This is a genomic window from Pseudoxanthomonas mexicana, assembly GCF_046736355.1.
GTDB lineage: Bacteria > Pseudomonadota > Gammaproteobacteria > Xanthomonadales > Xanthomonadaceae > Pseudoxanthomonas_A > Pseudoxanthomonas_A mexicana_B.
This window is the reverse complement of the sequence record NZ_CP157201.1, coordinates 2,315,882-2,339,393: the sequence shown is the minus strand read 5'-3', so window position 1 is coordinate 2,339,393 and position 23,512 is coordinate 2,315,882. Positions and strand designations below refer to the sequence as shown.

General features: G+C 63.6%; 24 protein-coding genes. 23 read left to right on the top strand and 1 reads right to left on the bottom strand.

Going from position 1 to position 23,512, the window contains the following annotated elements:
- Nucleotides 1-50: 50 nt before the first annotated feature.
- From AAG688_RS10780 to AAG688_RS10770, 3 genes are all read left to right on the top strand, one after another.
- Nucleotides 51-2,075, top strand: a complete 2,025-nt coding sequence (locus tag AAG688_RS10780; RefSeq protein ID WP_411832244.1) for a ParB N-terminal domain-containing protein — start codon at nt 51-53, stop codon at nt 2,073-2,075.
- A 62-nt stretch (nt 2,076-2,137) separates the two neighbouring features.
- Nucleotides 2,138-2,347 carry a hypothetical protein gene (locus AAG688_RS10775; RefSeq protein WP_037039073.1) on the top strand — a complete coding sequence of 70 codons (210 nt, stop codon included), beginning with the start codon at nt 2,138-2,140 and terminating at the stop codon, nt 2,345-2,347.
- 759 nt (nt 2,348-3,106) lie between these two features.
- Complete coding sequence (locus tag AAG688_RS10770) at nt 3,107-3,421, top strand: DUF736 domain-containing protein (protein ID WP_014859397.1); 315 nt, start codon at nt 3,107-3,109, stop codon at nt 3,419-3,421.
- A 70-nt stretch (nt 3,422-3,491) separates the two neighbouring features.
- Here the strand turns inward: AAG688_RS10770 and AAG688_RS10765 are convergent, their stop codons facing one another.
- Nucleotides 3,492-3,785: a helix-turn-helix domain-containing protein gene (locus AAG688_RS10765; protein WP_128576136.1), complete on the bottom strand. Its 294-nt coding sequence runs from the start codon at nt 3,783-3,785 to the stop codon at nt 3,492-3,494.
- 319 nt (nt 3,786-4,104) lie between these two features.
- Between AAG688_RS10765 and AAG688_RS10760 the strand changes: the two genes are divergently transcribed.
- The 20 genes from AAG688_RS10760 to AAG688_RS10665 all read left to right on the top strand — a co-directional run bounded on the left by AAG688_RS10760 (nt 4,105) and on the right by AAG688_RS10665 (nt 23,459).
- Nucleotides 4,105-4,455, top strand: a complete 351-nt coding sequence (locus tag AAG688_RS10760; protein ID WP_037039138.1) for a DUF2958 domain-containing protein — start codon at nt 4,105-4,107, stop codon at nt 4,453-4,455.
- Nucleotides 4,456-4,825: 370 nt separating this feature from the next.
- Nucleotides 4,826-5,596: a DUF2285 domain-containing protein gene (locus AAG688_RS10755; protein ID WP_037039077.1), complete on the top strand. Its 771-nt coding sequence runs from the start codon at nt 4,826-4,828 to the stop codon at nt 5,594-5,596.
- Between the two features lie 112 nt (nt 5,597-5,708).
- Entirely contained in the window at nt 5,709-5,993 is a 285-nt protein-coding gene (locus tag AAG688_RS10750; RefSeq protein WP_411832243.1) for a helix-turn-helix transcriptional regulator, read from the top strand.
- A 26-nt stretch (nt 5,994-6,019) separates the two neighbouring features.
- Nucleotides 6,020-6,865 (top strand): replication initiator protein A, encoded by an 846-nt coding sequence (locus AAG688_RS10745; RefSeq protein WP_037039140.1) that lies wholly within the window; start codon nt 6,020-6,022, stop codon nt 6,863-6,865.
- Nucleotides 6,866-7,130: 265 nt separating this feature from the next.
- Nucleotides 7,131-7,769 (top strand): ParA family partition ATPase, encoded by a 639-nt coding sequence (gene parA, locus AAG688_RS10740; protein ID WP_312452891.1) that lies wholly within the window; start codon nt 7,131-7,133, stop codon nt 7,767-7,769.
- Nucleotides 7,766-8,029 (top strand): hypothetical protein, encoded by a 264-nt coding sequence (locus tag AAG688_RS10735; RefSeq protein ID WP_037039142.1) that lies wholly within the window; start codon nt 7,766-7,768, stop codon nt 8,027-8,029. Before parA ends, AAG688_RS10735 begins: the two co-directional genes overlap by 4 nt.
- The gene (locus AAG688_RS10730) at nt 8,026-8,583 is read left to right on the top strand and encodes a DUF2840 domain-containing protein (protein ID WP_411832241.1); all 558 of its coding nucleotides are present in this window, start codon (nt 8,026-8,028) and stop codon (nt 8,581-8,583) included. The genes AAG688_RS10735 and AAG688_RS10730 overlap by 4 nt, the downstream gene beginning before the upstream one ends.
- Nucleotides 8,580-9,179: a S26 family signal peptidase gene (locus AAG688_RS10725; RefSeq protein WP_037039081.1), complete on the top strand. Its 600-nt coding sequence runs from the start codon at nt 8,580-8,582 to the stop codon at nt 9,177-9,179. Before AAG688_RS10730 ends, AAG688_RS10725 begins: the two co-directional genes overlap by 4 nt.
- Before the next feature lie 451 nt (nt 9,180-9,630).
- Nucleotides 9,631-11,616, top strand: a complete 1,986-nt coding sequence (locus AAG688_RS10720) for a relaxase/mobilization nuclease domain-containing protein (protein ID WP_034011144.1) — start codon at nt 9,631-9,633, stop codon at nt 11,614-11,616.
- A 109-nt stretch (nt 11,617-11,725) separates the two neighbouring features.
- Nucleotides 11,726-12,124, top strand: a complete 399-nt coding sequence (locus AAG688_RS10715) for a BlaI/MecI/CopY family transcriptional regulator (RefSeq protein WP_023114178.1) — start codon at nt 11,726-11,728, stop codon at nt 12,122-12,124.
- On the top strand, nt 12,124-13,119 hold the full coding sequence (locus AAG688_RS10710; RefSeq protein WP_034011145.1) for a M56 family metallopeptidase: 996 nt from the start codon (nt 12,124-12,126) through the stop codon (nt 13,117-13,119). The genes AAG688_RS10715 and AAG688_RS10710 overlap by 1 nt, the downstream gene beginning before the upstream one ends.
- 140 nt (nt 13,120-13,259) lie before the next feature.
- Nucleotides 13,260-14,507 carry a TolC family protein gene (locus tag AAG688_RS10705; protein ID WP_411832240.1) on the top strand — a complete coding sequence of 416 codons (1,248 nt, stop codon included), beginning with the start codon at nt 13,260-13,262 and terminating at the stop codon, nt 14,505-14,507.
- Nucleotides 14,504-15,733 (top strand): efflux RND transporter periplasmic adaptor subunit, encoded by a 1,230-nt coding sequence (locus AAG688_RS10700; protein WP_023101669.1) that lies wholly within the window; start codon nt 14,504-14,506, stop codon nt 15,731-15,733. Before AAG688_RS10705 ends, AAG688_RS10700 begins: the two co-directional genes overlap by 4 nt.
- A 10-nt stretch (nt 15,734-15,743) precedes the next feature.
- On the top strand, nt 15,744-18,884 hold the full coding sequence (locus tag AAG688_RS10695) for an efflux RND transporter permease subunit (protein ID WP_023101668.1): 3,141 nt from the start codon (nt 15,744-15,746) through the stop codon (nt 18,882-18,884).
- 102 nt (nt 18,885-18,986) lie between these two features.
- A complete protein-coding gene (locus tag AAG688_RS10690; RefSeq protein WP_023101667.1) occupies nt 18,987-19,724 on the top strand; it encodes a HupE/UreJ family protein in 738 nt (245 codons plus the stop codon).
- A 22-nt stretch (nt 19,725-19,746) separates the two neighbouring features.
- Complete coding sequence (locus tag AAG688_RS10685; RefSeq protein ID WP_023101666.1) at nt 19,747-20,373, top strand: hypothetical protein; 627 nt, start codon at nt 19,747-19,749, stop codon at nt 20,371-20,373.
- A 126-nt stretch (nt 20,374-20,499) separates the two neighbouring features.
- Entirely contained in the window at nt 20,500-20,763 is a 264-nt protein-coding gene (locus AAG688_RS10680) for a hypothetical protein (protein WP_023101665.1), read from the top strand.
- A gap of 77 nt (nt 20,764-20,840) precedes the next feature.
- Nucleotides 20,841-22,172, top strand: coding sequence for an MFS transporter (locus AAG688_RS10675; protein ID WP_023101664.1), 1,332 nt, complete (start codon nt 20,841-20,843; stop codon nt 22,170-22,172).
- Nucleotides 22,173-22,239: 67 nt separating this feature from the next.
- On the top strand, nt 22,240-23,184 hold the full coding sequence (locus AAG688_RS10670; RefSeq protein ID WP_023101663.1) for a LysR family transcriptional regulator: 945 nt from the start codon (nt 22,240-22,242) through the stop codon (nt 23,182-23,184).
- A complete protein-coding gene (locus AAG688_RS10665) occupies nt 23,181-23,459 on the top strand; it encodes an EexN family lipoprotein (RefSeq protein WP_023101662.1) in 279 nt (92 codons plus the stop codon). Before AAG688_RS10670 ends, AAG688_RS10665 begins: the two co-directional genes overlap by 4 nt.
- Nucleotides 23,460-23,512 lie beyond the last annotated feature (53 nt).

Genomic DNA, 23,512 nt, shown 5'->3' with positions numbered 1-23,512 from the left:
AGGGGCGGTTTCCCCTCCATTCCCTTGTTTCACTTGATTGGAGATACATCATGAACGCCATCACCCAAACCGAAGCCCGCGCCGTTACCCATGCCGCCGTGCTGGAAGCCGCCGACCCCACCAAGAACCTGATTCTGGTTCCTCTGTCGCGGCTGGTGCTGCGCCCCACGGGCCGCAACGTGCGCAAGGCTCCGCGCATGTCCATTCCCGAACTGGCTGCATCCATCCAGCGTGTGGGTCTGCTGCAAAACCTGATTGTCATTGCCGCCGCCGATGGCGAACGTTACGAAGTCGTCGCCGGTGGCCGCAGGCTGGCCGCGTTGAAGCTGCTGGCGAAGAAGCGCCGCATCCCGAAGGAATGGGAGGTGCCTTGCCTGCTGGTGGCTGATGGCACGGCCCGCACCGCCAGCCTCACCGAGAACGTGCAACGCGAAGCCATGCACCCGGCAGACCAGTTTGAAGCCTTCGCGGCGCTGGTGGCCGAAGGCCGACCCATCGAGGACATTGCAGCGGATTTCAGCGTCACGCCGCTGGTGGTGCAGCGCCGCTTGAAGCTGGCGAATGTCTCCCCGCGCCTGATGGCCGACTATCGGGCCGACGGCGTGAGCCTTGACCAGTTGATGGCCCTTGCCATCACCGATGACCACGTTGCGCAGGAAAGCGCGTTCTACGACGCGCCGACGTGGCAACGTCACCCGTCCAACCTGCGCGAACGCTTGACCGAGCGCGAAATCGACGCCTACCGGCATCCGCTGGTGCGTTTCGTCGGGTTGGACGCCTACGAGGTCGCAGGCGGCGGGATTCGCCGTGACCTGTTCGCGGAAGGTGACGCGGGCGTGTATCTGACCGATGCCGCGTTACTGGAACGGCTGGCGCAAGACCGGCTGGCAGGCATTGCCGCCAATGTTCGCGCCGAGGGTTGGGCATGGGTGGATACCACGCCGGGAGTGACCCATTCCGACCTGCACGCCTTCCAGCGTGCGTCCAGGGAGCGACGCGAGCCGACCAAGCGCGAGGCCCAACGCATCGAGAAGCTGCAAGCCAAGCTGCACGAACTGGCCGAAGCTGTGGATGCCGCGCTGAACGCCGAGGACGAGGACAAGGCCGACGCGCTGCAAGAGGAAGGCGAAGCCGTGGGCGAGCAATTGCAGGCGCTGGAAGATGGCTTGCAGGACTACAGTCCGAACGTGAAGGCCGCAGCCGGGGCCATCGTCACCATCGACCGCAACGGCGAAACCGTGATTCATCGCGGCCTGATGCGCGAAGCCGAAGCCAAGGCGCTGCGCACGCTGGAACGCTTGCGGCAGGGTTCCAGCGACGAAGGCGAGGACGACGAGCAGCCCAGGATCACCGCCATATCTGACCGGCTAGCGCAGCGGTTGAGCGCCCACCGCACCGCCGCGCTGCAAATCGAACTCGCCCGGCATCCGCAAGCCGCGCTGGCTGCCGTGGTGCATGGCATGGTGCAGACCATCTTGCAGGGCAGCCACTACGGCCACGACCTGCCGCTGGGCGTGAGCCTGAAAGTGCAAGACCGGCTGGAAGGCATGGCCCCCGACTGGCCCGAGTCGCCCGCCGCCGTGGCCCTGCGCGAGTTGCAGCAGGTCGCGGGCGAAGCGCTGCCGCAGGACAGCGCCGAACTGTTCGCCGCGCTGCTGGCGATGGAGCAAGGCGAGCTGGTGCGGCTGCTGGCGGTATGCGTGGCGGCGACCGTGGACGTGGTGACGCCTCGCGCCACGACGCACCAGCCGGGCGCGGAACTGGCGCAGGCCGTAGGCCTCGACATGGCGGCATGGTGGCAGCCCACCGCAGACGGCTATTTCCAGCATGTGCCGAAGGCCGCGATTCTGGAAGCCGTGGGCGAGTTCGCACCGTCGCACGCTACTCGACTGGCGAAGTTGAAGAAGGCGGACATTGCCAGCGAAGCCGAACGGCTGGCGGACGGCACCGGCTGGATGCCTGCCATCTTCAAGACCGAAAGCCCGGAAGCTGCGCCGCAGGAAACGCAGGCGCAGGATGCCCCGGAGGATGCCGAGGCAATGGCGGATGAACCCGCCGAGGCACTGGCCGCTTGACCCGCGCCGAAGGCAAGCGCCCCGGCCTCGACCGGGGCGCTTCGCTTGAAGGAGAAGCCCCCATGACCCGCACCACCACCAGCCGCCCGCGCATGGCGGCGACCTATGCGCCCGGCACGGTACGCGCTCGCCGCTGGCACGGCGAAGGCGACGTGCGCGGCTACCGTCCGCCCCCCGGCTGGACAGCCTGCGCCGACCTGACCGACTTGCATCCCATCACAGGCCACGCCTTGCCGCGTGCCGTGTGGTGGATCATCGAAACCAAGGAATAACGAGCAGCACCGGCCCCAAGCCGTTCCGCCTTGGGGCCGGTGGTCGAAAATCCGGGCGCGGCGGTGGCCGCGCCCGGTTCCAGCGTCCAAAGCAAAATCGCCACGTCGCCGCCTTCGGCCAGGCGGCGACGTGGCGGACGTGCAAGTGCCTTGCACGCGGTACGGCGATCGGCGCCCGCTGACGCGGGCAAGGTTTCGATGGCGCCCCGCCGCAATGGGCGGGGCTTGTGGGGCTACGCCCCGGCTTGCTGCGGCAGGTTGTGCCAAAGCGCGCCGTCCTCGACGCTGGCGGTTCGCGCTTGTACGTCACGAAGGACGGTTCACCGACACGCCACCCGGCTTCGCTATGGAGCATCCACGCCACGCCTCAAGCCCGTCGCCGCAATCTGCGGCAAGAGGCGTTCTCGCTTGTCGTTGGGGTGTTGGCCTTGCCCGCGTCAGGGCGCAAGCCGGTGAAGCCGTCACGCGGGGATGCCGAGTCGGCCACGTCTCCATTCGGGAGCGGGCGGCCCGTGCGTCCTTGGCTTGTCGTGAATCCTGGCGAGGGAACGGCTGCGCCTTGGGCTTCATGGCCGCAACCTTTCAGCGAAAACAATTTCCCCGCCGCTGCGCGGCTTCCTCGCGGGACAAATTCTTTTCGCTTCCAGGTTCTCCACGGTGTTGCGACCGCTGCGCGGTGCGGCCAGCCCATCCCCCGCTGGCCGGATCACAACAAGGACGCACTGGCGCGACCTTGTTCAACCCGAAAGGAGAAACATCATGGCTAACATCGGCACCTTCACCGCAGAGAAAGACGGCTTCACCGGCACGCTTCGCACCCTGACGCTCAACGTCAAGGTCAAGCTGGTTCCCAACGACAAGGGCGACACCGAGAACGCCCCCGACTTCCACCTTCAGGCGGCCGGCCACGAGATCGGCGCGGCGTGGAAGAAGACCAGCCAGGCCGATCGTCCGTACCTGTCGGTTTCGCTCGATGACCCTTCGTTCCCGGCGACGGTCTATGCCCGCCTGATCGAGAACGAGGACGGCACGCACGACCTGATCTGGTCGCGCAGCAAGCCCAAGGCGGCCTGACGGTCGCCCACCGCGCCCCGCCCATTGCGGCGGGGCGCCGTGCTGCTGGCGCAGCACGTCACGCACGCGCCTACGGCGTGTCGCGCTCCTTCAACACCGCCTCCAGCTCCTGCCGCACCTGCGCCAGAAGCTGATCGGTCTTGCGCGTGCTGTCGCCGGCATAGGCCAGCGTCAGCAGCGTGAGCGGATGCACGTCCATGACCTCGCACAGCTCGGTCAGCTTGTGCATGGTCGGGCTTTTCAAGTCGCGCTCCAGCGAACTCATATAGGTGCGGCTGGACACGTCGGAGAACGCTTCCTGGCTCAAGCCGCGCGCTTTCCTGACCGTCCGTATGGCCATCGCCAATGAGTGTTTCACTGCCACCAACTTGGTTTCCCCGTAAAAACCAAGATGACAGCCCATTGCACCCAATAGGACTACAATCTAAAGTGTTCATTCATGGCTGAAAGGCCCGCTTTCGTGCTTTTACGGAAATCCGCAAATGCGGATTCCGACAGAACCGGGGAATCGCATCCGTGTCTTTCCGGCTTTCTACAATTCCGCTTGTGCGCTTCCGTTCTTCTACGGATGCGATGGATTGCGTATCGGTGCTTGCGCACGGATGCACGGATACGGTTCGGCGGTTCTGCGCTTCGGCACAAAAGCGCATCCGCGCATCCTCGGTTTCGTGGGGATTCCGACCATGACCCTGCCGCTTGTCACCGCCGATGAACGCGCCCGGCTGCTGGCCCACGGCGCGGCACGCGCTGCCGGCCAGCACCTCGATCCGCTGCCCGTGGTGCGGCTGTTCACGCCGGACGCGCACGCGACCTGGCTGCTGGCCGCGCTCGATCCCGCTGACTGCGATACCGCTTCGGGGCTGATAGACCTCGGCATCGGGATGCCGGCGCTGGGCACGGTCAAACTGTCCGACCTGGCCGGCATCGTCGGCCCGCGCAAGCTGCCGGTGCGGCGGGATCGGTATTTCCAGGCAGCACGCCCGCTGTCGGAATACGTCCGGCTGGCCCAGGAGAACGGCTCGATCACGGACTGACCGGAACCGTGCGCAGCCTGCTGCGACAGGCCGGCGCAGCCCGTCCAGCCGGGGCGCATTGTGACTATTTCGGTCTTAGTCGAGACCGTGCGGGTCTGATTCCGCACTCTTGCACCGAAGCGGTGCAACTCTGCTGGAAACAGTCACGATCTTTGGCGCGGGCTGCGGCACGGTGTCCAGTGCTGCGCACCATTTTCCGGCGGTGCAGCCGTCGCGTTCAGACGATTTTGGCAATGCACCGGAGCGAATCGGTCTTGACACCACAAGTTACAGCTTACCCCGATATTGATGGCAGTTTGATGTTGAAACGGTAGCTCCCGCAAGCCGAAATCCATAGCGACGTTCCTGCTGATCGACAGGAGGTTGCGTCATGGCTGATTCGAGCGCCGCACACTGGTATCCGACCGCCGCGTATCTCTACACGCTGCATCTCGATGGCCCCGCGCTGGCCTGGGAGTACCTGCGCCGGAATCCCGACTACCGGCGCGACTGGCTGCGCCGTCGCCGCAGGCCGGACGCGGCGCAGGCTTGGGGCCTGCGCCTGCTGGAAGACCCGGCCCTGGATGCGCGCGACGCGCATCCAGCCTGGTTCCCCGACCACGATGCCGTGGTGCAGCTTTACCCCGATGCCGATCCGCCACCCGATGCCTATGCCTTCGAGTTCTGGAACGTCCCAGGACGCAAGCACCTGATCCATGATGGCAAGCGCCTGATACTGACGACGCAATGGCCCGGCTGCTGCGTGCGGCTCGCGCTCACGCCGAGCATGGCCGACGGCATGGCCTACCTCTACGCCATCCGAGGCTGCACTACGCCTTGCGCACGGTATCGCGCACTGGCGGCTGGGCTGGATGCGTTGTCCACTACAACTGGGACCGCGTCTGCGGCGGCGACTCGCTCGCGGCCCACGCACGCCGCAGTGTTGGAACTGCACACCTTGCAGGCACTCGACGCGACCCTGGCGGGCGCGTCTTTGCGCGAGGTTGCCGAGGGACTGTTCGGCGTTGATACCGTCGCGGTCGATTGGCACAAAGACAGCGCCTTGCGTGCCCGCGTGCGTCGGCTGGTGCGCCGGGGCGATGCGCTGATGCGCGGCGGCTACTGCCGCCTGGCACAGCTTCCGCCGTTCCCGTCGCATTAGGGGGGGACGTTTCACGCCCCCTGCAAATCGTCCCTTAGCAAGAAGCCTTGCTTTCTTGAAAGTGCCTCTATCCGGTCGCGTGGTGTGGCCGGGCTTGATGGAGGTACATCCCATGCGACCCTTTCCCTTGCGGCCTGCCGCCGCTACTGTCGCTGCGCCCTCGCAGCCCCAACGCTACCTGACCAACGACGAAGCCGCCGAGTATCTGCGCCTCAGCCCTCGCACGCTGGAGAAGCAGCGCGTGATCGGCGGCGGCCCGAAGTTCCGCAAGTTCGGTCGCCGCGTCATGTACGCGGTGAGCGACCTCGATGCCTGGGCCGACCAGCGCAGCTACGAGGCCACATCCGACCCGGAATACGCCGAACGCCACGCGGGCGACTACCGTGATGGCCGCTGATCGTCGGCGCGTGGGTGGCCTTCGCCATGTCCGGCCCACCAGGGCAAGCCTTGCCGCAGTGCGAACAGCTCGACCTGTTCCGCGCGCTGCCGGGCGATATGGCGCCGCGCGACAGTCAGGACTTGATGGCCTTTCCGTTCTTCTCGCTGGCGAAGTCGCGGCGTGTCGCGCCGATCGACTTCCGCAGCGGGAACATCACCATCCGCGTGGAAGGCACGGTCGAGCACGGCATCGCCACGATATGGGATGCCGACGTTTTGATTTGGGCGGCCTCGCAGATCGTGGAGGCTCGCGACGCGGGCATTCGCCCGTCGCGCTGGATACGCGCCACGCCCTACGAAATCCTGCGCTTCATCGGGCGCGGTACATCGCTCAACGACTACCTGCGCCTGAAAGCGGCGCTCGACCGGCTGCAATCGACCAGTGTGGCCACGTCCATCCGCGAAACCACGAGCAGGCGCTTGCATCGCTTTTCGTGGATCAACGAGTGGCGCGAACTGGCCGATGCCAGCGGCACGCCGCTGGGCATCGAGCTGATCCTGCCGGACTGGTTCTATGCCGGCGTGCTCGACGCCGCCTTGGTGCTGACCATCGACCCAGCTTATTTCCGCTTGAAGGGCGGCATCGAACGCTGGCTGTACCGCCTGGTGCGCAAGCACGGCGGGCGGCAGGAACACGGCTGGCAATTCGACTTCCGGCACCTGCACCGCAAATCCGGCAGCGCGGCGCGCTTCTCGGACTTCGCCTACGACCTGCGCGTACTGGTCGCTCGGCAGTCGCTGCCCGGCTACGTCTTGGGTATCGAGTCGATGCCGGACGAAAGGCTGGAACTGCTGACCTTCCGGCCCGTGCCGTTCACGGCACGGGGATAACTGCGGGAAAACCTGTGAACGGCCTCGTGCTATCAGGAGTACGGGGTATCGTGCTATCGGGAGTACGCCTATCGTGCTATCAGGAGTACGAAAACGCCGCAAAGCCAGTAACGGCGCGGGTTTTCGGCCCCTCTAACTTACCTAACTGTAAATCTCTAACTTTTAGTAGAAGCGCGCCGTTTCGGTGGACAACCGCCAAACGGCACGGCGAACAGCGTTTTTCATGGCAGGCAAAGCCCGGCTTTCCAGCATCGGAGGCCGCATCATGATCGTCGCGCTGTTGAATCAGAAAGGCGGCGTTGGCAAGACCACGCTCGCCACCCATATCGCTGGCGAACTGGCGATGCGCGGGCAATCGGTCGTCTTGCTGGACGCCGACCCGCAGGGTTCCTCGCTGGACTGGACGCAGCGCAGAAGCCAGCAGGGCTTGCCCCGGTTGTTCAGCGCCGTGGGCCTCGCCCGCGAGACGCTGCACCAGGAAGCGCCGGAACTGGCCCGCCGCGCCGATCACGTCATCATCGACGGCCCGCCGCGCATCGCCGCCCTGGCGCGTTCCGCGCTGCTGGCGGCCGAGCGCGTGCTGATCCCCGTGCAGCCCAGCCCCTACGACCTGTGGGCCAGCGCCGAGATGGTCGCGCTGATCCGCGAAGCCCAGGTATTCAGGCCAGAGCTGCGCGCGGCCTTCGTCATCAACCGGCGCGTCAGCACCACGATCATCGGTCGCGAGGCTCGACAGTCGCTGGCCGAACAGCCGCTGCCGGCGCTGCGCGCCGAGGTGCGCCAGCGCATCGTCTTCGCCGACAGCGTGGCCGCTGGCCGGCTTGCACGTGAGACGGCGCCCGACAGCGCCGCCGCACGTGAAATCATCGCGCTGGTCGATGAACTGCTGCGGTGGCCGACATGAATAGCCCGCGCAGCAAGCGCGTCGGCATCGGCGCACGTCCGCCCACGAATCCACACGCCGAGGCGTGGATTCGCCAGGGCGATGCCGATGCACTCAACAAGGGCGACCTCTACACGGCCCGCCTGACCCTCGACGTGACGCCCGCGCTTCGCGCACGCATCAAGATCGCCGCCTTCGGCCAGGACGTGACCGTGGCCGAACTGCTGCGCGGCCTGCTGGAGCGGGAGTTTCCCGAGAACCGCATGGAGAACACGCCATGAACGCATCCCTCGCGACTGCCGCGAACGCGGCCACGGCTGCCGCATCGCCTCCGGCTGCGCCGTCGCTCGCGATACTCGCTGGCCAGGCCGGCAACGTGCCGCTGACGCGCGTATCGCTCGCCTACATCGAGCCGCGCTTCAAGCTCTACCTGCGCTTCGGCGAACCGGCGCACACGCTGCGGCTCGACCGCTGGCGGCGCTGCGCGGTGTTCCTGCCCGGAGCAATGTTCTGCCGCATCCGCTGGCAGGCCAACGACTACGGCACCGTGCGTTGGCAGCTCATGGTGATGCAGGCTGGCACGCCGCTGGACGACGTGCAGCGCATCCCCGGAGTGCGGCCCGGCGCACGCCTGCTGCTGCACGCCAAAGGCGAAAACGCGGTGCGTGTCGTGCTGGAACGCATCGACGGCATCGACGCGCTGGGCATCGCCGCTATCGACGTGTCGCCCGCGTACTGGCGCACGCTGGGCAACCGTCTGGCGGCCCGCCTGGCGCTGCCCGAATACACCGCCGAGCGGCATGCCGCCTGGATGGCCGGGAGGGTGCTGCCATGACCGCTGATTCCACCACCGCACGCACGTCAGAAGCTGCGCCGCATCCTCGCTCGCGCCTGCGCGCTCGCATCGTGCAGGCGGGCTTCGCCGCCGTCGGCCTCGCTGCGCTGGCCTGGGCGGCTTTCGTGCAGCCGCTGCCGCGCCTGATCTACAACCCGTCCGACAGCGTTCCGGTCGGCTGGTATCGCGTGCAGCCGCTTGAGCATCGGGCCACCTCGCTGTCACGTCCCTTGTCCGTGGGCAGCATCGTCCTGACCCGATTGCCTGCCGACGCTTCCGCGCTCGCTGCGCAGCGCGGCTACCTGCCGGCGCACGTTCCGCTGCTCAAACGTGTGGGCGCGGTCGCACCGCAACACATCTGCATCGTCGCCCGTCAGGTTCGCATCGACGGCGTGCCTGCGGCTGCCGCGCTGCCTGTCGATCGGCTGGGCCGCCCGCTGCCACCCTGGCAGCATTGCCGCCCGCTGGTCGAGGGCGAGCTGTTCCTGTTGAGCGTGACCAATCCGGCATCGTTCGACAGCCGGTATTTCGGGCCGGTCAGCGCATCCGCCGTGATCGGCATCGCGCATCCGGTCTGGCTGGAGACACACCCATGATGGCTGCCGATTCGCTGCACGTTGCCGTGCATCTCATCGTGCCATCGGGCATGTCGTTCCGGCTGCTGCTGCCGCCGTGTCGTCGCGCGTGCAGTGCGGGCGCATCCGCGCCTCGCCTCGCGCAACATCCGTCACAGCCGTCCAACGTGCAGGCGTCTTGCCTCGAATGCACCCGGCCTATGGCCATTGGCGCGTTCGCTGGCGGGCTGGCTGCAAGCAGCACAGCGCCGCCGGGCCGCCGACGCCCGGAGCGACAGCGAAGGGCAAAGGCGGAAGGCAAGACAAAAGGACGCGGCACCGGGCCGCGTCGAAAGCCAGTCTGCACATGGGGGTGGCGCGGCACGCAGCGGCTTCGCCGCCGTGCCGCGTGGGGCGCGAGGCCCGCGCCAATGCAGGGCTGTCCGCGTGCTTCACACGACCGGACACGCCAGAGCTTGCAGGGAGCGCAGCCATGACCGACCGCCGCGACGATGATTTCCGCATCCGCCCCAGCGCACCGAAGAACCGGGGCCAGAGCTTCGTTTCCAAGGTGCTCAAGCAGGCAGGCAAGGCCAGTAGCGGCAAGTCGTCGGTGCGCCGTCCCGGCACTGCCAGCGGCTCCGGGAGGGGCAACGGCCAGCGGCCCGGCTCGCGCCTGGGGCGCGGCCACACGGCGGCGCGCTTCGCCGGAGCGAAGCTGACGCCCATGTCGCGGCGCGTGACCATCAAGACGCTACTGGTCAACCAGCGCCAAGCCAGCCCGCAGTCGCTCGCCAAGCACCTGCGCTACATCGAGCGCGATGGCGTAGGCCGCGATGGCGAGCCGGGCCAAGCCTACGGGCAGCAGACCGATGCCGCCGACCTCGACGCCTTCAAGGAACGCTGCACCGACGACCGGCACCATTTCCGCTTCATCCTCTCGCCCGAGGATGGGGCCGAGCTGGAAGACCTACGCACCTACACGCGGCACCTGATGGGCCGCATGGAGGCCGACCTGGGCACGGGCCTTGATTGGGTGGCCGTCAACCACTGGAACACCGACAACCCGCACACGCACATCGTCGTGCGCGGGCGCGACGATACGGGCAGAGACCTCATCATCGCGGGCGACTACATCGCCGATGGCTTCCGCCATCGTGCGGCCGAACTGGCGACCGAATGGCTGGGGCCACGCACCGAGCTGGAGATCCAGCAGACCTTGCAGCGCGAGGTGGAACAGGAGCGGTGGACGAGCCTGGATCGCACGCTCAAGCGCGAGCTGGGCGACGATGGCCTGGTGCATGTCGAACGGCTCAACGAGCCGAGGTTGCAACGCCAGCGCCTGCTGCTGATCGGCCGGCTGCAACGCTTGCAGCGTCTGGGCCTGGCCGACGAAACGCAGCCGGGCACCTGGGCGGTCCATACCGACGCCGAAAAGACCCTGCGCGCCCTGGGCGAGCGTGGCGACATCATCCGCACCATGCAGCGGGCCATGAGCGGCCAGCCGCGCGAGCTGGCGGTGTTCGAGCCGGGCGAGGATGGCCGAACCATCCTCGGCCGCGTGGCCGCGAAGGGGCTGGCCGACGAACTGCGCGACCGGGGCTATCTGGTCATCGACGGGGTGGATGGCAAGGCCCACTACGTCGCGCTCAACGCCCGCGACGAGCTGGCGAACTACCCAGCCGGTGCCGTGGTGGAGGTGAAGGGATCGGCCGACGTGCGCGCCGCCGACAAGAACATCGCCGCACTGGCGAGCGGTGGCCTGTACCGCACCGATCATCACCTCGCCATCGCGCAGGGTCAGGCCGTACCGGGCCGCGATCCGCAGGAAGTCGTCGCGGCCCACGTCCGCCGGCTGGAAGCCCTGCGCCGCGCTGGCATCGTGGAGCGCGTGGCCGAGGGACTATGGAAGGTGCCGGACGACCTGGCCGAACAGGGCCGCCGCTACGACGCGCAGCGCCTGGGCGGCGTGGCGGTGGAACTGAAATCGCACCTGCCCATCGAGCGGCAGGCCCGCGTTATCGGGGCCACCTGGCTTGACCAGCAGTTGATCGGCGGCGGCTCGGGCCTGGGCGACCTAGGCTTTGGCGGCGAGGCCAAGCAGGCAATGCAGCAGCGCGCCGACTTCCTGGCCGAACAGGGGCTGGCCGAGCGGCGTGGGCAGCGCGTGATCCTCGCGCGCAACCTGCTGGGCACGTTGCGCAACCGGGAGCTGGTGCAGGCCGCCAAGGACATTGCGGCCGAAACCGGCTTGGAACATCGGCCTGCGGGTGACGGTCAGCGCGTGGCCGGTATCTACCGGCGCAGCGTCATGCTCGCCAGTGGGCGCTACGCCATGCTCGATGACGGCAAGGGGTTCAGTCTGGTGCCGTGGCGGCCGGTGGTCGAGCAGCGGCTGGGCCAGCAGCTTGCCGCTACGGTGCGCGGCGGCGGCGTGTCCTGGGAGATAGGACGGCAGCGTGGGCCTGCCGTTGGTTAACTTCCTACGATAGCAGTGTCCGGCACGGGGTCGCACAATAAACCGATTGACGGTCGGTTTTTTGTGGTGGATACTCTTGAGTTCGAGTCAAAGCTCGGAGCCGACAACATTGACCAACCACAGCGTACCAACACTTGGCGATCTGGAAATCGCCGTGCTCGAAGACATCTGGCGCTTCGGCCCGTCCGACACCAAGGCGGTGTACGCGCGCATTGGGCAGTCTCGCTCGATTTCCTTGAACACCGTGCAATCCACGCTAGAACGTCTGTTTCGCAAGGCCATGCTCCAGCGCGAAAAGATCAGCCATGCCTACGAATACTCGGCACGAGTATCTCGCCGGGAACTGATCCAGAAGCTGGTCGAGTCCACGGTGCGTCGTGTCGCAGGCCCGCAGCCGGATGCGTTGTTGAGCGCCTTTGTCGATCTTGCTGCAAGGGCGGATGATGACCAGCTCAAGAGGCTGGAGGAGTTGATTGCCCGTCGTCGCGCTGAATTGGATCAGCCGTGATGACGAGTTATGGCCCACTACTTCAGTTCGCATTGCTATCCGGCTTCGTGCTGGCAGTAACGCTTACCCTGCTGATTGGAGCCTGCGAGCGCCCATTACGCCGTGCGCTGTCGGGAAAGACCCCCTATCAGCGAGCAAGAGTGTCTTGGTGGATGCTGGTAACACCCGCATTGGCGGGTATTGCCTATACGGCCATGACCATAGCCATGCCGTCGATGTTTGATGATTCGGCCAGATTTGCCGCTGCCTGCTCTGCGCACGCTGACACGCTGCTGCACCTGTGCGTTTGGCACCCGAGCGGCAATGGGCAAAGTGCCTGGCTATGGGGAGCATTGGCATTGTTGGCGGGATACGCGGTTTGGCTGGCTTTACGGGCCGCAGTTGGCCTTTGGCGTGCTCGTCGAACCCTTGCCTCGATGGTGCGCCTGAGCTGGCGTCCGGGGCATCCAGACAAACTTCGCGTGCTTGATGTCGATCAGCCTATGGCGCTGGCTTGTGGCGTCGGGAATGGCCACATCCTGCTTTCAACCTCGTTGATGCGGCGACTCGACCCAACGCAATTGCGCGTGGTGCTGGCGCACGAACAGGCTCATATCGCCAATCGAGATGTGCTGCATCGCCTGATCGCTGTCGTCTTGTCGAGCATCCAGTTGCCGGGCACTCGTCGCCGGCTGTTGCGCGATCTGGAACTCGCCTTGGAACAGCGTTGTGATTTCGCTGCTGCAAACGAAGTGGGATGCCCTGTCGCCGTGGCCGAGACCATCGTTGCAGTGGAGAAGATATTTCGGCAACACGCCAAGGAACAGGTGCCATTGGCGATGGCGTTCTTTTCCGATTTTATCCCTGAGCGTGTCGAGGCGTTGCTGTCGCCCAAGCACTCGTCTGTCTCATACTTGGGGCCGATGCTAGGCATTCTTGTTCTGGCGTTTTGCAGCCTATCTACAGGATGGCTGCATTCTGTGACCGAATCTCTCATCACTGTGATGACGAGGTAAGTCCATATGCGCGCGTGCTGTGTTTTTTTGCTCAAAAAACCGATTGACGATCGGTCTTATGGCGATTCCGCTCCGGCGTGCGCGGGAAGTCGTCACGCGGAATCGTTTGCTCGCCATCTGTTGTCGTCGTGAGGGTTTTCATGAATTTGATCCGCTTAGTAGTCTTGGTGTTCGTCGGAGCCTGCGGTACGTCCGCAGCCCTAGCCGCCGAACCCCTGCGGTTGGAGGAAGCAGTCTCCCGCGCGCTGGCCGCCCATCCATCCATTACCGCCGAAACGGCGCAACTCCAGGCCGTTCGAGCCCGCACGCAGCGCGAAGCCCTGCCACCGCCTTACACCATTGGCGGCGAGGTAGAGAACGTGGCCGGTAACGGCAACCTACGAGGTGTTCGCTCGGCGGAAACGACATTGCGCATTGGCCGGGTCATAGAACTCGGCGGCAAGCGCGAGGCCCGTCAGACGTTGGGCCGGGCCGAGATGAGGGAGCAAGAGCATCAGGCCACCAAAGTGCGGATCGACTTGGCAAGCCTGACTACAACTCGCTTCATCGAGGTGCTCGCCAGACAGCAGCGGCTGGCGTATGCCGAGGAACGTATCCAGCAAGCGGAGCGCACCCGCCAGGAGGTTGCAGCGTGGGTGCAGGCCGCTCGAAATCCCGAGTCGGATTTGCAGGCCGCGGAGATTGCGCTCGCTGAGGCGCAACTCAATCGCGAAAGTGCTGCACACGAGCTGGCTAGCGCAAAGATGACTTTAGCAGCGAGCTGGGGCGCGCTGGCGCCTGACTTCGGTGAGGTCGTCGGTGACCTGCAAGCCTTGCCGACTGTGGCGCCGTTCGAGACGCTGGCTGCACGCTTGCCTTCGACGCCAGAACTGTGGGCCTCGCGATTGCGGGCCGACACCATTGGCGCCCGGCGCCGGCTCGCCGAGGCTGAGGCCAAACCAAACATCGACGTCAGTTTGGGCGTGCGACGCCTGGAAGCCTTCAAGGATCACGGCGTGGTGATGTCGATCTCGGTGCCGTTGGGTAGTCCAACGCGCTCTGGATACGCGGTGTCTCAAGCAAATGCGGAGCTTGCTGCGCTGGAAGCGCGGCGTGATGCCGAACGCTTCGAGCGCCACCAGACGCTGTTCGACAAATATCAGGAACTCACGCACGCGCGGCACGAAGCCGAATCGCTACGCACACGAATGCTGCCTATGGCTGAAAGTGCCTTAGCGACGACTCGGCGCGGCTTTGAACAAGGCCGCTTCTCTTATCTGTCACTGGCTCAAGCGCAGCGGACGCTGTTCGATTTGCGTGCGCGAACTGTCGAAGCCGCCACCCGCTATCACCTTTTGCTGGTCGAGGTGGAACGCCTCACCGCCACCGTCGAGGACACCGCACCATGATTCGCATTCTTTCCCTGTTGCTCCTTTGCGTGCTTGCCACCGCTTGCGGCCCCGGCGGCGACAAATCCAAAGAGGAGGCCAGTGTCCAAGCCAGTGGAAGTTATGAGCGTGGGCCGAACAATGGCCGGCTACTCCGTGATGGAGACTTCGCCCTAGAAGTCACCATCTACGAAACCAACGCACCTCCGCATTACAGGCTCTACGCCTACCGCGATGGAAAGCCAGTCGCTGCCACCGATGTCGTTGCGACCATCAAACTCTCCCGTTTGGATGGCGAGGTCAACCAATTCACGTTCACGCCAGAGGGCAACTATCTAGTCGGCAGCGGCGAAGTGACCGAACCGCATTCGTTCGATGTCGCCGTGTCCGCCGAACATGCCGGAAAGAAGTCCACTTGGTCTTACGAGTCCTATGAGGGTCGCGTAACCATTCCGGCCGGCATCGCCAAGGATGCCGGCATCAAGACTGCATCGGCCGGGCCAGCGGTCATCCGAGATGTTGTGCGGTTGATGGGAACCGTTGTTCTGGATGCCGATAGACACGCGGCAGTTCGCGCACGCTTCCCTGGCATCGTGCGATCGGTGAACGTGCAACAGGGCGAACGAGTCCGCCGTGGCCAGACGCTGGCCGTCGTTGAGGGCAACGACAGTATGCGCACCTATCCAATTGTCGCGCCGTTCGATGGCGTGGTGCTCACGCGCAATACGAACGTGGGTGACGTGGCCGAGGCAGGTGCGCTGTTCGAGCTGGCTGACCCGTCCAACGTATGGATCGACTTGCGTGCCATTGGCACTGATGCCGAAGCCCTACAGCCAGGACAGCCAGTGCGAATCCGGTCAGCGACGGGAAAGACCGAAGCCAGCGGCAAGATTCAGCGACTGTTGCCGGTAGCTGGTAGCGGCCAGAGCGTCATTGCCCGCGTCAGCATCCCGAACCCGGAGGGACGCTGGCGCCCCGGAATGACCGTGGCGGCAGAGGTCACAGTAGGTACGCGCAACGTACCGCTGGCGGTGAAGGAGTCGGGGTTGCAACGATTCCGCGATTTCACCGTGGTGTTCGCGCAGGTCGGCGACACATACGAAGTCCGAATGCTCGAACTCGGCGATCGTGATGGTGAGTACGTTGAAGTGACTGGCGGACTCAAGCCCGGCACTAACTACGTGGCCGAGCAAAGTTTCCTGATACGCCAAGACATCGAAAAGTCTGGCGCAAGCCACGATCACTGAGGACGCAGATATGCTCGAACGCATCATTCGCGCGTCCATCGCGCATCGCTGGCTCGTGCTTCTATTGGTGCTCGCCCTGTCCGGGCTGGGTATCTGGAACTACAGCCGCTTGCCGATCGACGCGATACCGGACATTACCAATGTCCAAGTGCAGATCAATACCGAGGCGCCAGGCTACTCGCCAATGGAGGCCGAGCAGCGCGTCACCTTCCCGGTTGAAACGGCGCTGGCCGGCCTCGCCCGGCTGGACTACACCCGCTCGATTTCCCGCTACGGTCTGTCGCAGGTCACTGCGGTCTTCGAGGACGGCACTGACATTTACTTCGCCCGTCAGCAGGTCGCCGAACGCTTGCAGCAGGCATCTTCGCAACTTCCGGCGGGCCTGAATCCCTCGCTCGGGCCAGTGGCAACCGGCCTGGGCGAGATATTCATGTACACCTTGGAACCCGAAAAGGGCTACGAGGAAATATGGACACCCACCACGCTGCGCACCTTGCAGGATTGGTCGGTACGTCCGCAGCTTCGCAATCTGAAAGGCGTCACCGAGGTCAACACCATCGGCGGCTACGTGCGTCAGTTCCACATCACGCCCGATCCGGTCAAGTTGCTGGCCTACGAGTTGACGATGAATGACGTGCTGAACGCCGTCGCGCGGAACAACGCCAACGTCGGCGCCGGCTACATCGAACGTCATGGCGAGCAGTACCTGATCCGCATCCCCGGCCAGATTGGCGACATCGAGCGGCTGCGAAAAATCGTCGTGGCAACGCGCGATGGGCTGCCGCTGCGAATAAGCGATGTGGCGGAGGTGCTGGAGGGTAGCGAACTGCGAACCGGCGCAGCCACCAAGGACGGCAAAGAGGTCGTGTTGGGCACGGCTTTCATGTTGATTGGCGAGAACAGCCGGGCGGTTGCGCAGCGCACAGTAGAAAAGCTCGCTGAAATCGACGCGACACTACCAGAAGGAGTCCGCGCGCACGCCGTTTACGACCGCACTCAGCTCGTTGATCGCACCATTGCAACGGTGCAGAAGAATCTTCTGGAAGGCGCGCTGCTGGTGATAGCAGTGCTGTTCCTCCTGCTGGGCAACATGCGCGCGGCACTGATAACCGCGGCGGTGATCCCGATCGCCATGCTGCTGACGATTACCGGCATGGTGCAGAACCGCATCTCGGCCAACCTGATGAGCCTGGGCGCGCTGGATTTCGGCCTGATCGTCGATGGCGCGGTCATCATCGTGGAAAACTGCTTGCGAAGGTTCAGTGAGCGACAGCATCAGCTCGGTCGCCTGCTGACCCGTGATGAGCGTTTCTCGCTGGTTTCCAGCGCCAGCGCAGAGGTCATCAAGCCCGCCCTGTTCGGGTTGTTCATCATCACGGCTGTTTACCTTCCGATCTTCGCGTTGTCGGGCGTGGAAGGAAAGATGTTTCACCCGATGGCCCTCACCGTCGTGATCGCATTGACTGGTGCGATGGTGTTGTCGTTGACCTTTGTGCCTGCGGCTGTCGCACTGTTTGTCACCGGCAAAGTTTCCGAAAAAGAAACCAAGGTGATGCGCGGCATCAGCCGCCTCTATGCGCCACTTCTCCAGAAGGCAATCAAGCTGAGAGTCGTGGTTGCCGCGGCGGCGGCAGTGCTGGTGGTGCTGTCCGGTTTGCTTGCCACACGCTTGGGCACCGAGTTCATCCCCAATCTGGATGAGGGTGACATCGCCTTGCACGCGATGCGCATTCCCGGAACGAGTCTGACCCAGGCGATTGGTATGCAGCGCCAATTGGAAGCGCGGATCAAGCAGTTTCCAGAGGTGGAGGAAGTCGTCGCCAAGATCGGCACTGCCGAAGTTGCGACCGATCCCATGCCTCCTTCTGTGGCCGACACTTTCATCATGCTCAAGGATCGCAGCGAATGGCCCGATCCTCGCAAGCCGAGAGGCGTCCTGCTTGCGGAACTGGAGAAGGCGGTGAACGCCATTCCCGGCAACAACTACGAGTTCACTCAACCCGTGCAGATGCGCATGAATGAGTTGATCGCAGGTGTCCGTGCCGAGGTGGCAATCAAGGTGTATGGCGATGATATGGAGCAACTTGCCCGACTAGGCTCGGAGATTGAAGCTGTGGCCGAGAGCATCGAGGGGTCTGCTGACGTGGCGCTCGAACAGATCACGGGCCTGCCGATGATGACGATCACGCCGAACGTGGATGCGCTGTCCCGACACGGTTTGGCGATCGACGACATACAGCAGACGGTGGCAATCGCCCTTGGCGGCGCTGTCGCCGGCCAGGTATTTGAGGGGGATCGCCGGTTCGATATCGTGGTTCGGCTACCCGAAGCGCAACGCCAAGATCCGAAGGCACTGGCGACACTGCCCATTCCGGTTTCGACGGGCATGGCTGCCGGGCTGGGCCAAGCTGCTTACGTGCCGCTCGGCCAGCTTGCGTCCATCGAAGTGGCGCCCGGCCCCAATCAGATCAGCCGTGAGAACGGCAAGCGCCGGATCGTCATCACCAGCAACGTCCGCGGGCGCGATTTGGGGTCGTTCGTGGAAGAACTGCGAGAGCGGGTAAGCCGCGAAATCACGCTGCCAGAGGGCTATTGGGTCAGCTACGGGGGGACGTTCGAGCAGCTCATTTCGGCAAGCCAGCGCCTGTCCGTCGTCGTGCCCGCCGTGTTGGTTCTGATCTTCGGCCTTTTGTTTATGGCCTTTGGTTCAGGCCGGGACGCCGCCATCGTCTTTAGTGGTGTGCCTTTGGCGCTGACCGGCGGCGTGGCTGCATTGTGGCTGCGCGACATTCCGCTTTCGATCTCAGCAGGGGTCGGCTTCATTGCCCTATCCGGTGTGGCGGTGCTCAACGGCCTGGTGATGGTGAGCTTCATCCGCAAGCTGCACCACGACGGAGCGCCGATTCAGGATGCCATTGTGAATGGCGCGATGACGCGGCTACGCCCGGTGCTAATGACCGCGCTGGTTGCAAGCCTTGGCTTTGTACCGATGGCAATCAATGTCGGCACCGGCGCGGAAGTGCAGCGACCGCTCGCAACTGTCGTCATCGGCGGCATTGTTTCCTCGACGCTGCTGACGCTACTGGTACTGCCGGCCTTGTATCGCCTGATTCATCGGCGTGCCGACCGCCAGGACACCACGCCAGCGTGAGAACGCTGATTCTTACCACCTGATCGCAGGATTGCGGCGATTGAAAATCACTTGCCGCTCTCGGTCAAACAATTTGCGGAGTTTATTCAAGGTATGAGATTCATGCACGAAAGGCTGTCTGGAGTATTGCCGAGTCCTAACAGGCCGACTAGCCAGCGGATTTCCCTATATGTCGGGGCCGCGCTTCTTCTCTTGTTAGCGTGCGCGAACCAGGCGCTGGCCCATGCCGTTGCCGAGGGCGACAAGGGCTACATCCAGGAAATATCCGGCGTCAACCTGATCCCCTTTATGTATCTAGGGGCGAAGCACATGGCGACGGGGTACGACCACATCCTGTTCCTGCTCGGCGTGATCTTCTTCCTGTACCGGATGAAGCATATCGCTTTGTACGTGACGCTATTTGCCATCGGCCATTCGACCACGATGCTGCTTGGCGTGTATTTCAACGTCGGCATCAACAGCTACATCATCGACGCGATCATCGGGCTTTCGGTGGTTTACAAGGCGCTCGACAACATCGGTGCATTTCAGCGATGGCTTGGTTGTCAGCCAAACACGAAAGTCGCAACGGTTGTGTTCGGACTCTTTCACGGGTTTGGGCTATCCACCAAGATCATCGAATACAACATTTCACCGGATGGTCTGCTTCCAAACCTGTTGGCATTCAATGTCGGCGTTGAAATCGGACAGTTGCTTGCGCTCGGCGCCATTCTGATCGCAATGAGCTACTGGCGCCGAACAGCAAGTTTCTGGCGCCATGCGTACACCACAAACGTGGCGATGATGAGTGCCGGCTTCATCCTGATCGGCTATCAGCTAACTGGCTACTTCATTTCCTGAACCGCACTCGGAGAAAACATCCATGCACAACGTATCCAAGCCAACTCTTGACGATCTGCCTACATCGAAGCAACTACTGCGTTCAACATTTATTGCGATCGTCGCCGCCATCGTAGTTCTGGTCGCCTTCGTCCTGCCTTCCGAGTACGCGATCGACCCAACAGGAATTGGCCGTGCGCTCGGGCTGACGGAAATGGGAGAAATCAAGACGCAGTTGGCCGAAGAAGCTGCTGCCGACGCCGCAATGGATGCGGCTCAGGCCGCCACCGTGACGACAAGAAATGCAAGCGCCGCCGCTCCTGCGCAGGCGCAAAGCCAGGTGACGAGCGATTCGCCTTGGCGCGATGAAATGCGCATTGCACTCAAGCCCGGCCAAGGGGCCGAAGTGAAGTTAATCATGAAGGCCGGCGAACAGGCCGAGTTCAGTTGGATTTCCGAAGGTGGCGTAGTGAACTTCGACACCCACGGCGATGGCGGAGGACAGTCCATCAGCTATGAGAAGGGTCGCGCTGTGCCCGCAAGTGATGGCGTGATCCAGGCCGCCTTTAACGGCAATCACGGTTGGTTCTGGCGAAACCGTGGGGATGCCGATGTGACAGTGATCGTTCGCACTCGCGGTCAGTACGCGGAAATGAAGCGCGTCCTGTGATTGAACGACCAGACAGGGGCGAATGCCCTATGCACTCCCGCCGTCTTGCTGCGCCGTGCGCGTAACGGGCGGCCGAAGTTTCCCGCCCTGCCTTGTATGCAGGGCCTCACCCCAGGAGATAGTGAAATGAAGATTCGTCCATTTTTGATTGCCGCCCTGGCTAGCACGTTGCTCGCTTCGCCGTTCGTGATGGCCCATCCCGGTGGGCATGATGACGACGAGAAAGCGATGCCGAAGACATGCGAGCAATTGGCTGATACCAAGCGGTACATCAGCGATGTGGCTTATCCCGAAGTGAAGAAGCTGAAAGAGCAGTGCGACGCCGCGAAGAAGAAGCCGACTGCCACGCAGTCTCCGGCAACCCGCCGCTCGTCCAGCGGCGGGAACTGATTGCTCAAGGCTGTAGCCGTGACTCACCGGGTCGCGGCTACAGCCTGTGAGGCCCACTAGCTGAGAGTTATCTGTCTGTGCTCGCAATCCTCCAGAACATAACCTTCCGCCGGCTGTTTCTCGCACAAGTTTCATCGCTTGTGGGAACCGGCCTGGCGACTGTGGCACTCGCGCTGCTGGCCTACGAGCTGGCTGGCCCCGGTGCTGGCGCAGTCCTGGGCACGGCGTTGGCGATCAAGATGACCGTCTATATCCTGCTGGCCCCGGTGGCGGGCGCTGTTGTATCGCCCGAAAAGAGAAAGACCGTCCTAATCTCACTCGATGCGATCCGGGCTTGCGTCGTGCTGATGCTGCCCTTCGTCACCGAGATTTGGCAGATTTACTTGCTGATTGCCGTATTGCAGTCGGCCTCGGCTGGATTTACGCCGTTGTTCCAATCTTTGATTCCCGAGGTGCTTCCCGAGGAACATGACTACACCCGTGCTTTGTCCCTGTCGCGGATGGCCTATGACTTAGAAAGCCTGCTAAGTCCAGTGCTCGCAGCAGCCCTATTGGCTTTGGTCAGCTTTCACGTCTTGTTTGTTGGTACGGCTTTCGGCTTTCTGTTCTCGGCCGGACTGATTATGGCGGCGGCATTTCCGGCAGTCGTGGTCGCTAGTAGGCGCAACGGTGGATTCGGCGAAAGACTCCTTTGCGGAACACGCATCTATCTCCACACGCCACGGTTGCGCGGTTTGCTGGCATTGCACCTTTGCGCGGCAGCCGGTGGCGCGATGGTGTTCGTCAACACCATCGTGATCGTGCGGAACTTCTTGGATGGCAGCGAACAGCAGGTTGCGCTGGCGCTTGCGACCTTCGGTGGCGGCTCCATGCTGGCCGCGCTGCTATTGCCCAAGGTGCTTGACCGAATCTCCGATCGCCGCGTGATGTTGTCCTCCGCGACGATGATGGTGCTTGCGCTGCTGACCACTACTGCGGCCTGGATCGCATTGCCATCTTGGCGAGATTGGGCGTTGCTGCTGCCGGCATGGGGCATGTTGGGTGTTGCCTATGCCGGATTGGTGACGCCAGGGGGGCGCTTGGTACGGCGGTCGGCAAATGAGGAGGATCTCCCGGCGGTGTTCGCCGCGCAATTCTCCTTCTCGCATATCTGTTGGCTGCTGGCGTACCCGTTGGCAGGCTGGGTTGGCCTCAAGTTCGGTCTTGGCATTGCCTTGGCTGCCCTGAGTTGCCTTGCGGTCGTTGGGATGCTTGCCGCAGTTCGGTGCTGGCCGCGAGACGAGCAATCAGTTCTTGTGCATGAGCATAGCGATCTTCCAGATGACCACGCGCACCTTAGGTCGCATGGCGTAGCGCCGCACGCACATTCGTTTGTCATTGACGCGCTGCATCGGCGCTGGCCTGGATGAACAGGCCGAGGTTCTGGCAATGGTTAATGAGCGGCTTCTTTCTCGGTTCGCAGGGAGTGAGTATTCGATGGAATTGAGACACCTGAGATATTTTCTCGCTGTAGCCGAGGAGCTTCACTTCGCACGTGCCGCGGAGAAGCTGCACATCGAGCAATCGCCCCTGTCCCGAGCCATCAAGGAGTTGGAAGAAGAATTGGGCGTTGTGTTACTCGCCCGTACCACACGCAGTACGCGGCTGACTCGTGCTGGCAAACTCTTCATAGTGCATGTGCGCCGCGTGTTCTCCGCCTTGGAACAAGCGCGCGACAGTGTGAAAGCAGCGGCGAATGGCTTTCATGGGCAGTTGCGCGTGGCCTTGTCCGATGGCATCACGCCATCGCGCCTGCCAGCTTTGCTGGCGTTGTGCCGCCAAGAAGAACCCGAGGTTGAACTGCGATTCTTCGAGGTGCCATTGTCTCAGCAGATCAAGGGGCTGCATGAAGATATGTACGACGTGGGGTTTGCACAGTCCGATGACGTGGGCGATGGCATCGCCACCATACCGGCCTGGAATGACACGCTCATCGTGACGGTGCCAGCGCGGCATCCGCTGCTGGCACACAAGCGCATCCCTTTGGAGGAACTGCTGCGCTATCCGCTGGTTCTGTGCGATCCACAAGTGTGCGAAGGCCATGCCAAATTCGTCGATCGGGTGCTGCGCCGAGCCGACATTGAGCCGCTGGTCGCAGAGCGTGTCGCTACGTGCGATCTGATGATGGCCTTGGTATCGGCCGGCCTCGCGCTTGGGTTTACGGGCGCCGCGCGCATTGCCGCCAATCCCGATTCAGGCGTGGTGGCCCGGCCGCTGGCATTGCGCGTGCCGCCGCTGACAACCTACTTGCTGTACCCCGACGGCGAGCCGTCCGAGGTGCTGGCGCGGTTCGTTGAGCGCGTGCAGGCCATCGAGTCACCGGAACCCGCAAGGCCCAAGGCGGGTCGTCATTCCGATTTCCTAGAGGAGCCTCCGCCATGAAGAAGACCGTCCCATTCTTGTTGGTGGCCGCATTGACTGCCTGCGGCCAGTCCGAAACGCCTCAGAAGGCCAACACGTCGGAGGCGAATATCCCGACAGTGGAAGAACTGGCGGCCAACCCCGAACGGCTCAAAGAGTTGCGCCAGCAATGCAAGACCGATCGCCCAAAGCTCGGCGACTTGCTGTGCAACCGAGTGGCCGAGGCCACACGCAAGCGGTTCTATGGCGACAGCGAAACGCCGTACACGCCGCCAAAGGAACCGCCCAAGTTCTGATCGTTGGCGATTCGCCGCATCGCCTTCATTTTTCTGTTCGACACGCCGCAATG

Bases quoted from the DNA above. Each gene is read 5' to 3' on its own strand.
- AAG688_RS10680 (WP_023101665.1), top strand. From the start codon at position 20,500: ATGAAGATTCGTCCATTTTTGATTGCCGCCCTGGCTAGCACGTTGCTC.
- AAG688_RS10665 (WP_023101662.1), top strand. From the start codon at position 23,181: ATGAAGAAGACCGTCCCATTCTTGTTGGTGGCCGCATTGACTGCCTGC.
- AAG688_RS10720 (WP_034011144.1), top strand. From the start codon at position 9,631: ATGACCGACCGCCGCGACGATGATTTCCGCATCCGCCCCAGCGCACCG.
- AAG688_RS10760 (WP_037039138.1), top strand. From the start codon at position 4,105: ATGACCCTGCCGCTTGTCACCGCCGATGAACGCGCCCGGCTGCTGGCC.
- AAG688_RS10775 (WP_037039073.1), top strand. From the start codon at position 2,138: ATGACCCGCACCACCACCAGCCGCCCGCGCATGGCGGCGACCTATGCG.
- AAG688_RS10770 (WP_014859397.1), top strand. From the start codon at position 3,107: ATGGCTAACATCGGCACCTTCACCGCAGAGAAAGACGGCTTCACCGGC.
- AAG688_RS10755 (WP_037039077.1), top strand. From the start codon at position 4,826: ATGGCTGATTCGAGCGCCGCACACTGGTATCCGACCGCCGCGTATCTC.
- AAG688_RS10735 (WP_037039142.1), top strand. From the start codon at position 7,766: ATGAATAGCCCGCGCAGCAAGCGCGTCGGCATCGGCGCACGTCCGCCC.
- AAG688_RS10750 (WP_411832243.1), top strand. From the start codon at position 5,709: ATGCGACCCTTTCCCTTGCGGCCTGCCGCCGCTACTGTCGCTGCGCCC.
- AAG688_RS10690 (WP_023101667.1), top strand. From the start codon at position 18,987: ATGCACGAAAGGCTGTCTGGAGTATTGCCGAGTCCTAACAGGCCGACT.
- AAG688_RS10780 (WP_411832244.1), top strand. From the start codon at position 51: ATGAACGCCATCACCCAAACCGAAGCCCGCGCCGTTACCCATGCCGCC.
- AAG688_RS10710 (WP_034011145.1), top strand. From the start codon at position 12,124: ATGACGAGTTATGGCCCACTACTTCAGTTCGCATTGCTATCCGGCTTC.
- AAG688_RS10695 (WP_023101668.1), top strand. From the start codon at position 15,744: ATGCTCGAACGCATCATTCGCGCGTCCATCGCGCATCGCTGGCTCGTG.
- AAG688_RS10730 (WP_411832241.1), top strand. From the start codon at position 8,026: ATGAACGCATCCCTCGCGACTGCCGCGAACGCGGCCACGGCTGCCGCA.
- AAG688_RS10705 (WP_411832240.1), top strand. From the start codon at position 13,260: ATGAATTTGATCCGCTTAGTAGTCTTGGTGTTCGTCGGAGCCTGCGGT.
- AAG688_RS10685 (WP_023101666.1), top strand. From the start codon at position 19,747: ATGCACAACGTATCCAAGCCAACTCTTGACGATCTGCCTACATCGAAG.
- AAG688_RS10700 (WP_023101669.1), top strand. From the start codon at position 14,504: ATGATTCGCATTCTTTCCCTGTTGCTCCTTTGCGTGCTTGCCACCGCT.
- AAG688_RS10725 (WP_037039081.1), top strand. From the start codon at position 8,580: ATGACCGCTGATTCCACCACCGCACGCACGTCAGAAGCTGCGCCGCAT.
- AAG688_RS10745 (WP_037039140.1), top strand. From the start codon at position 6,020: ATGTCCGGCCCACCAGGGCAAGCCTTGCCGCAGTGCGAACAGCTCGAC.
- AAG688_RS10670 (WP_023101663.1), top strand. From the start codon at position 22,240: ATGGAATTGAGACACCTGAGATATTTTCTCGCTGTAGCCGAGGAGCTT.
- parA (WP_312452891.1), top strand. From the start codon at position 7,131: ATGATCGTCGCGCTGTTGAATCAGAAAGGCGGCGTTGGCAAGACCACG.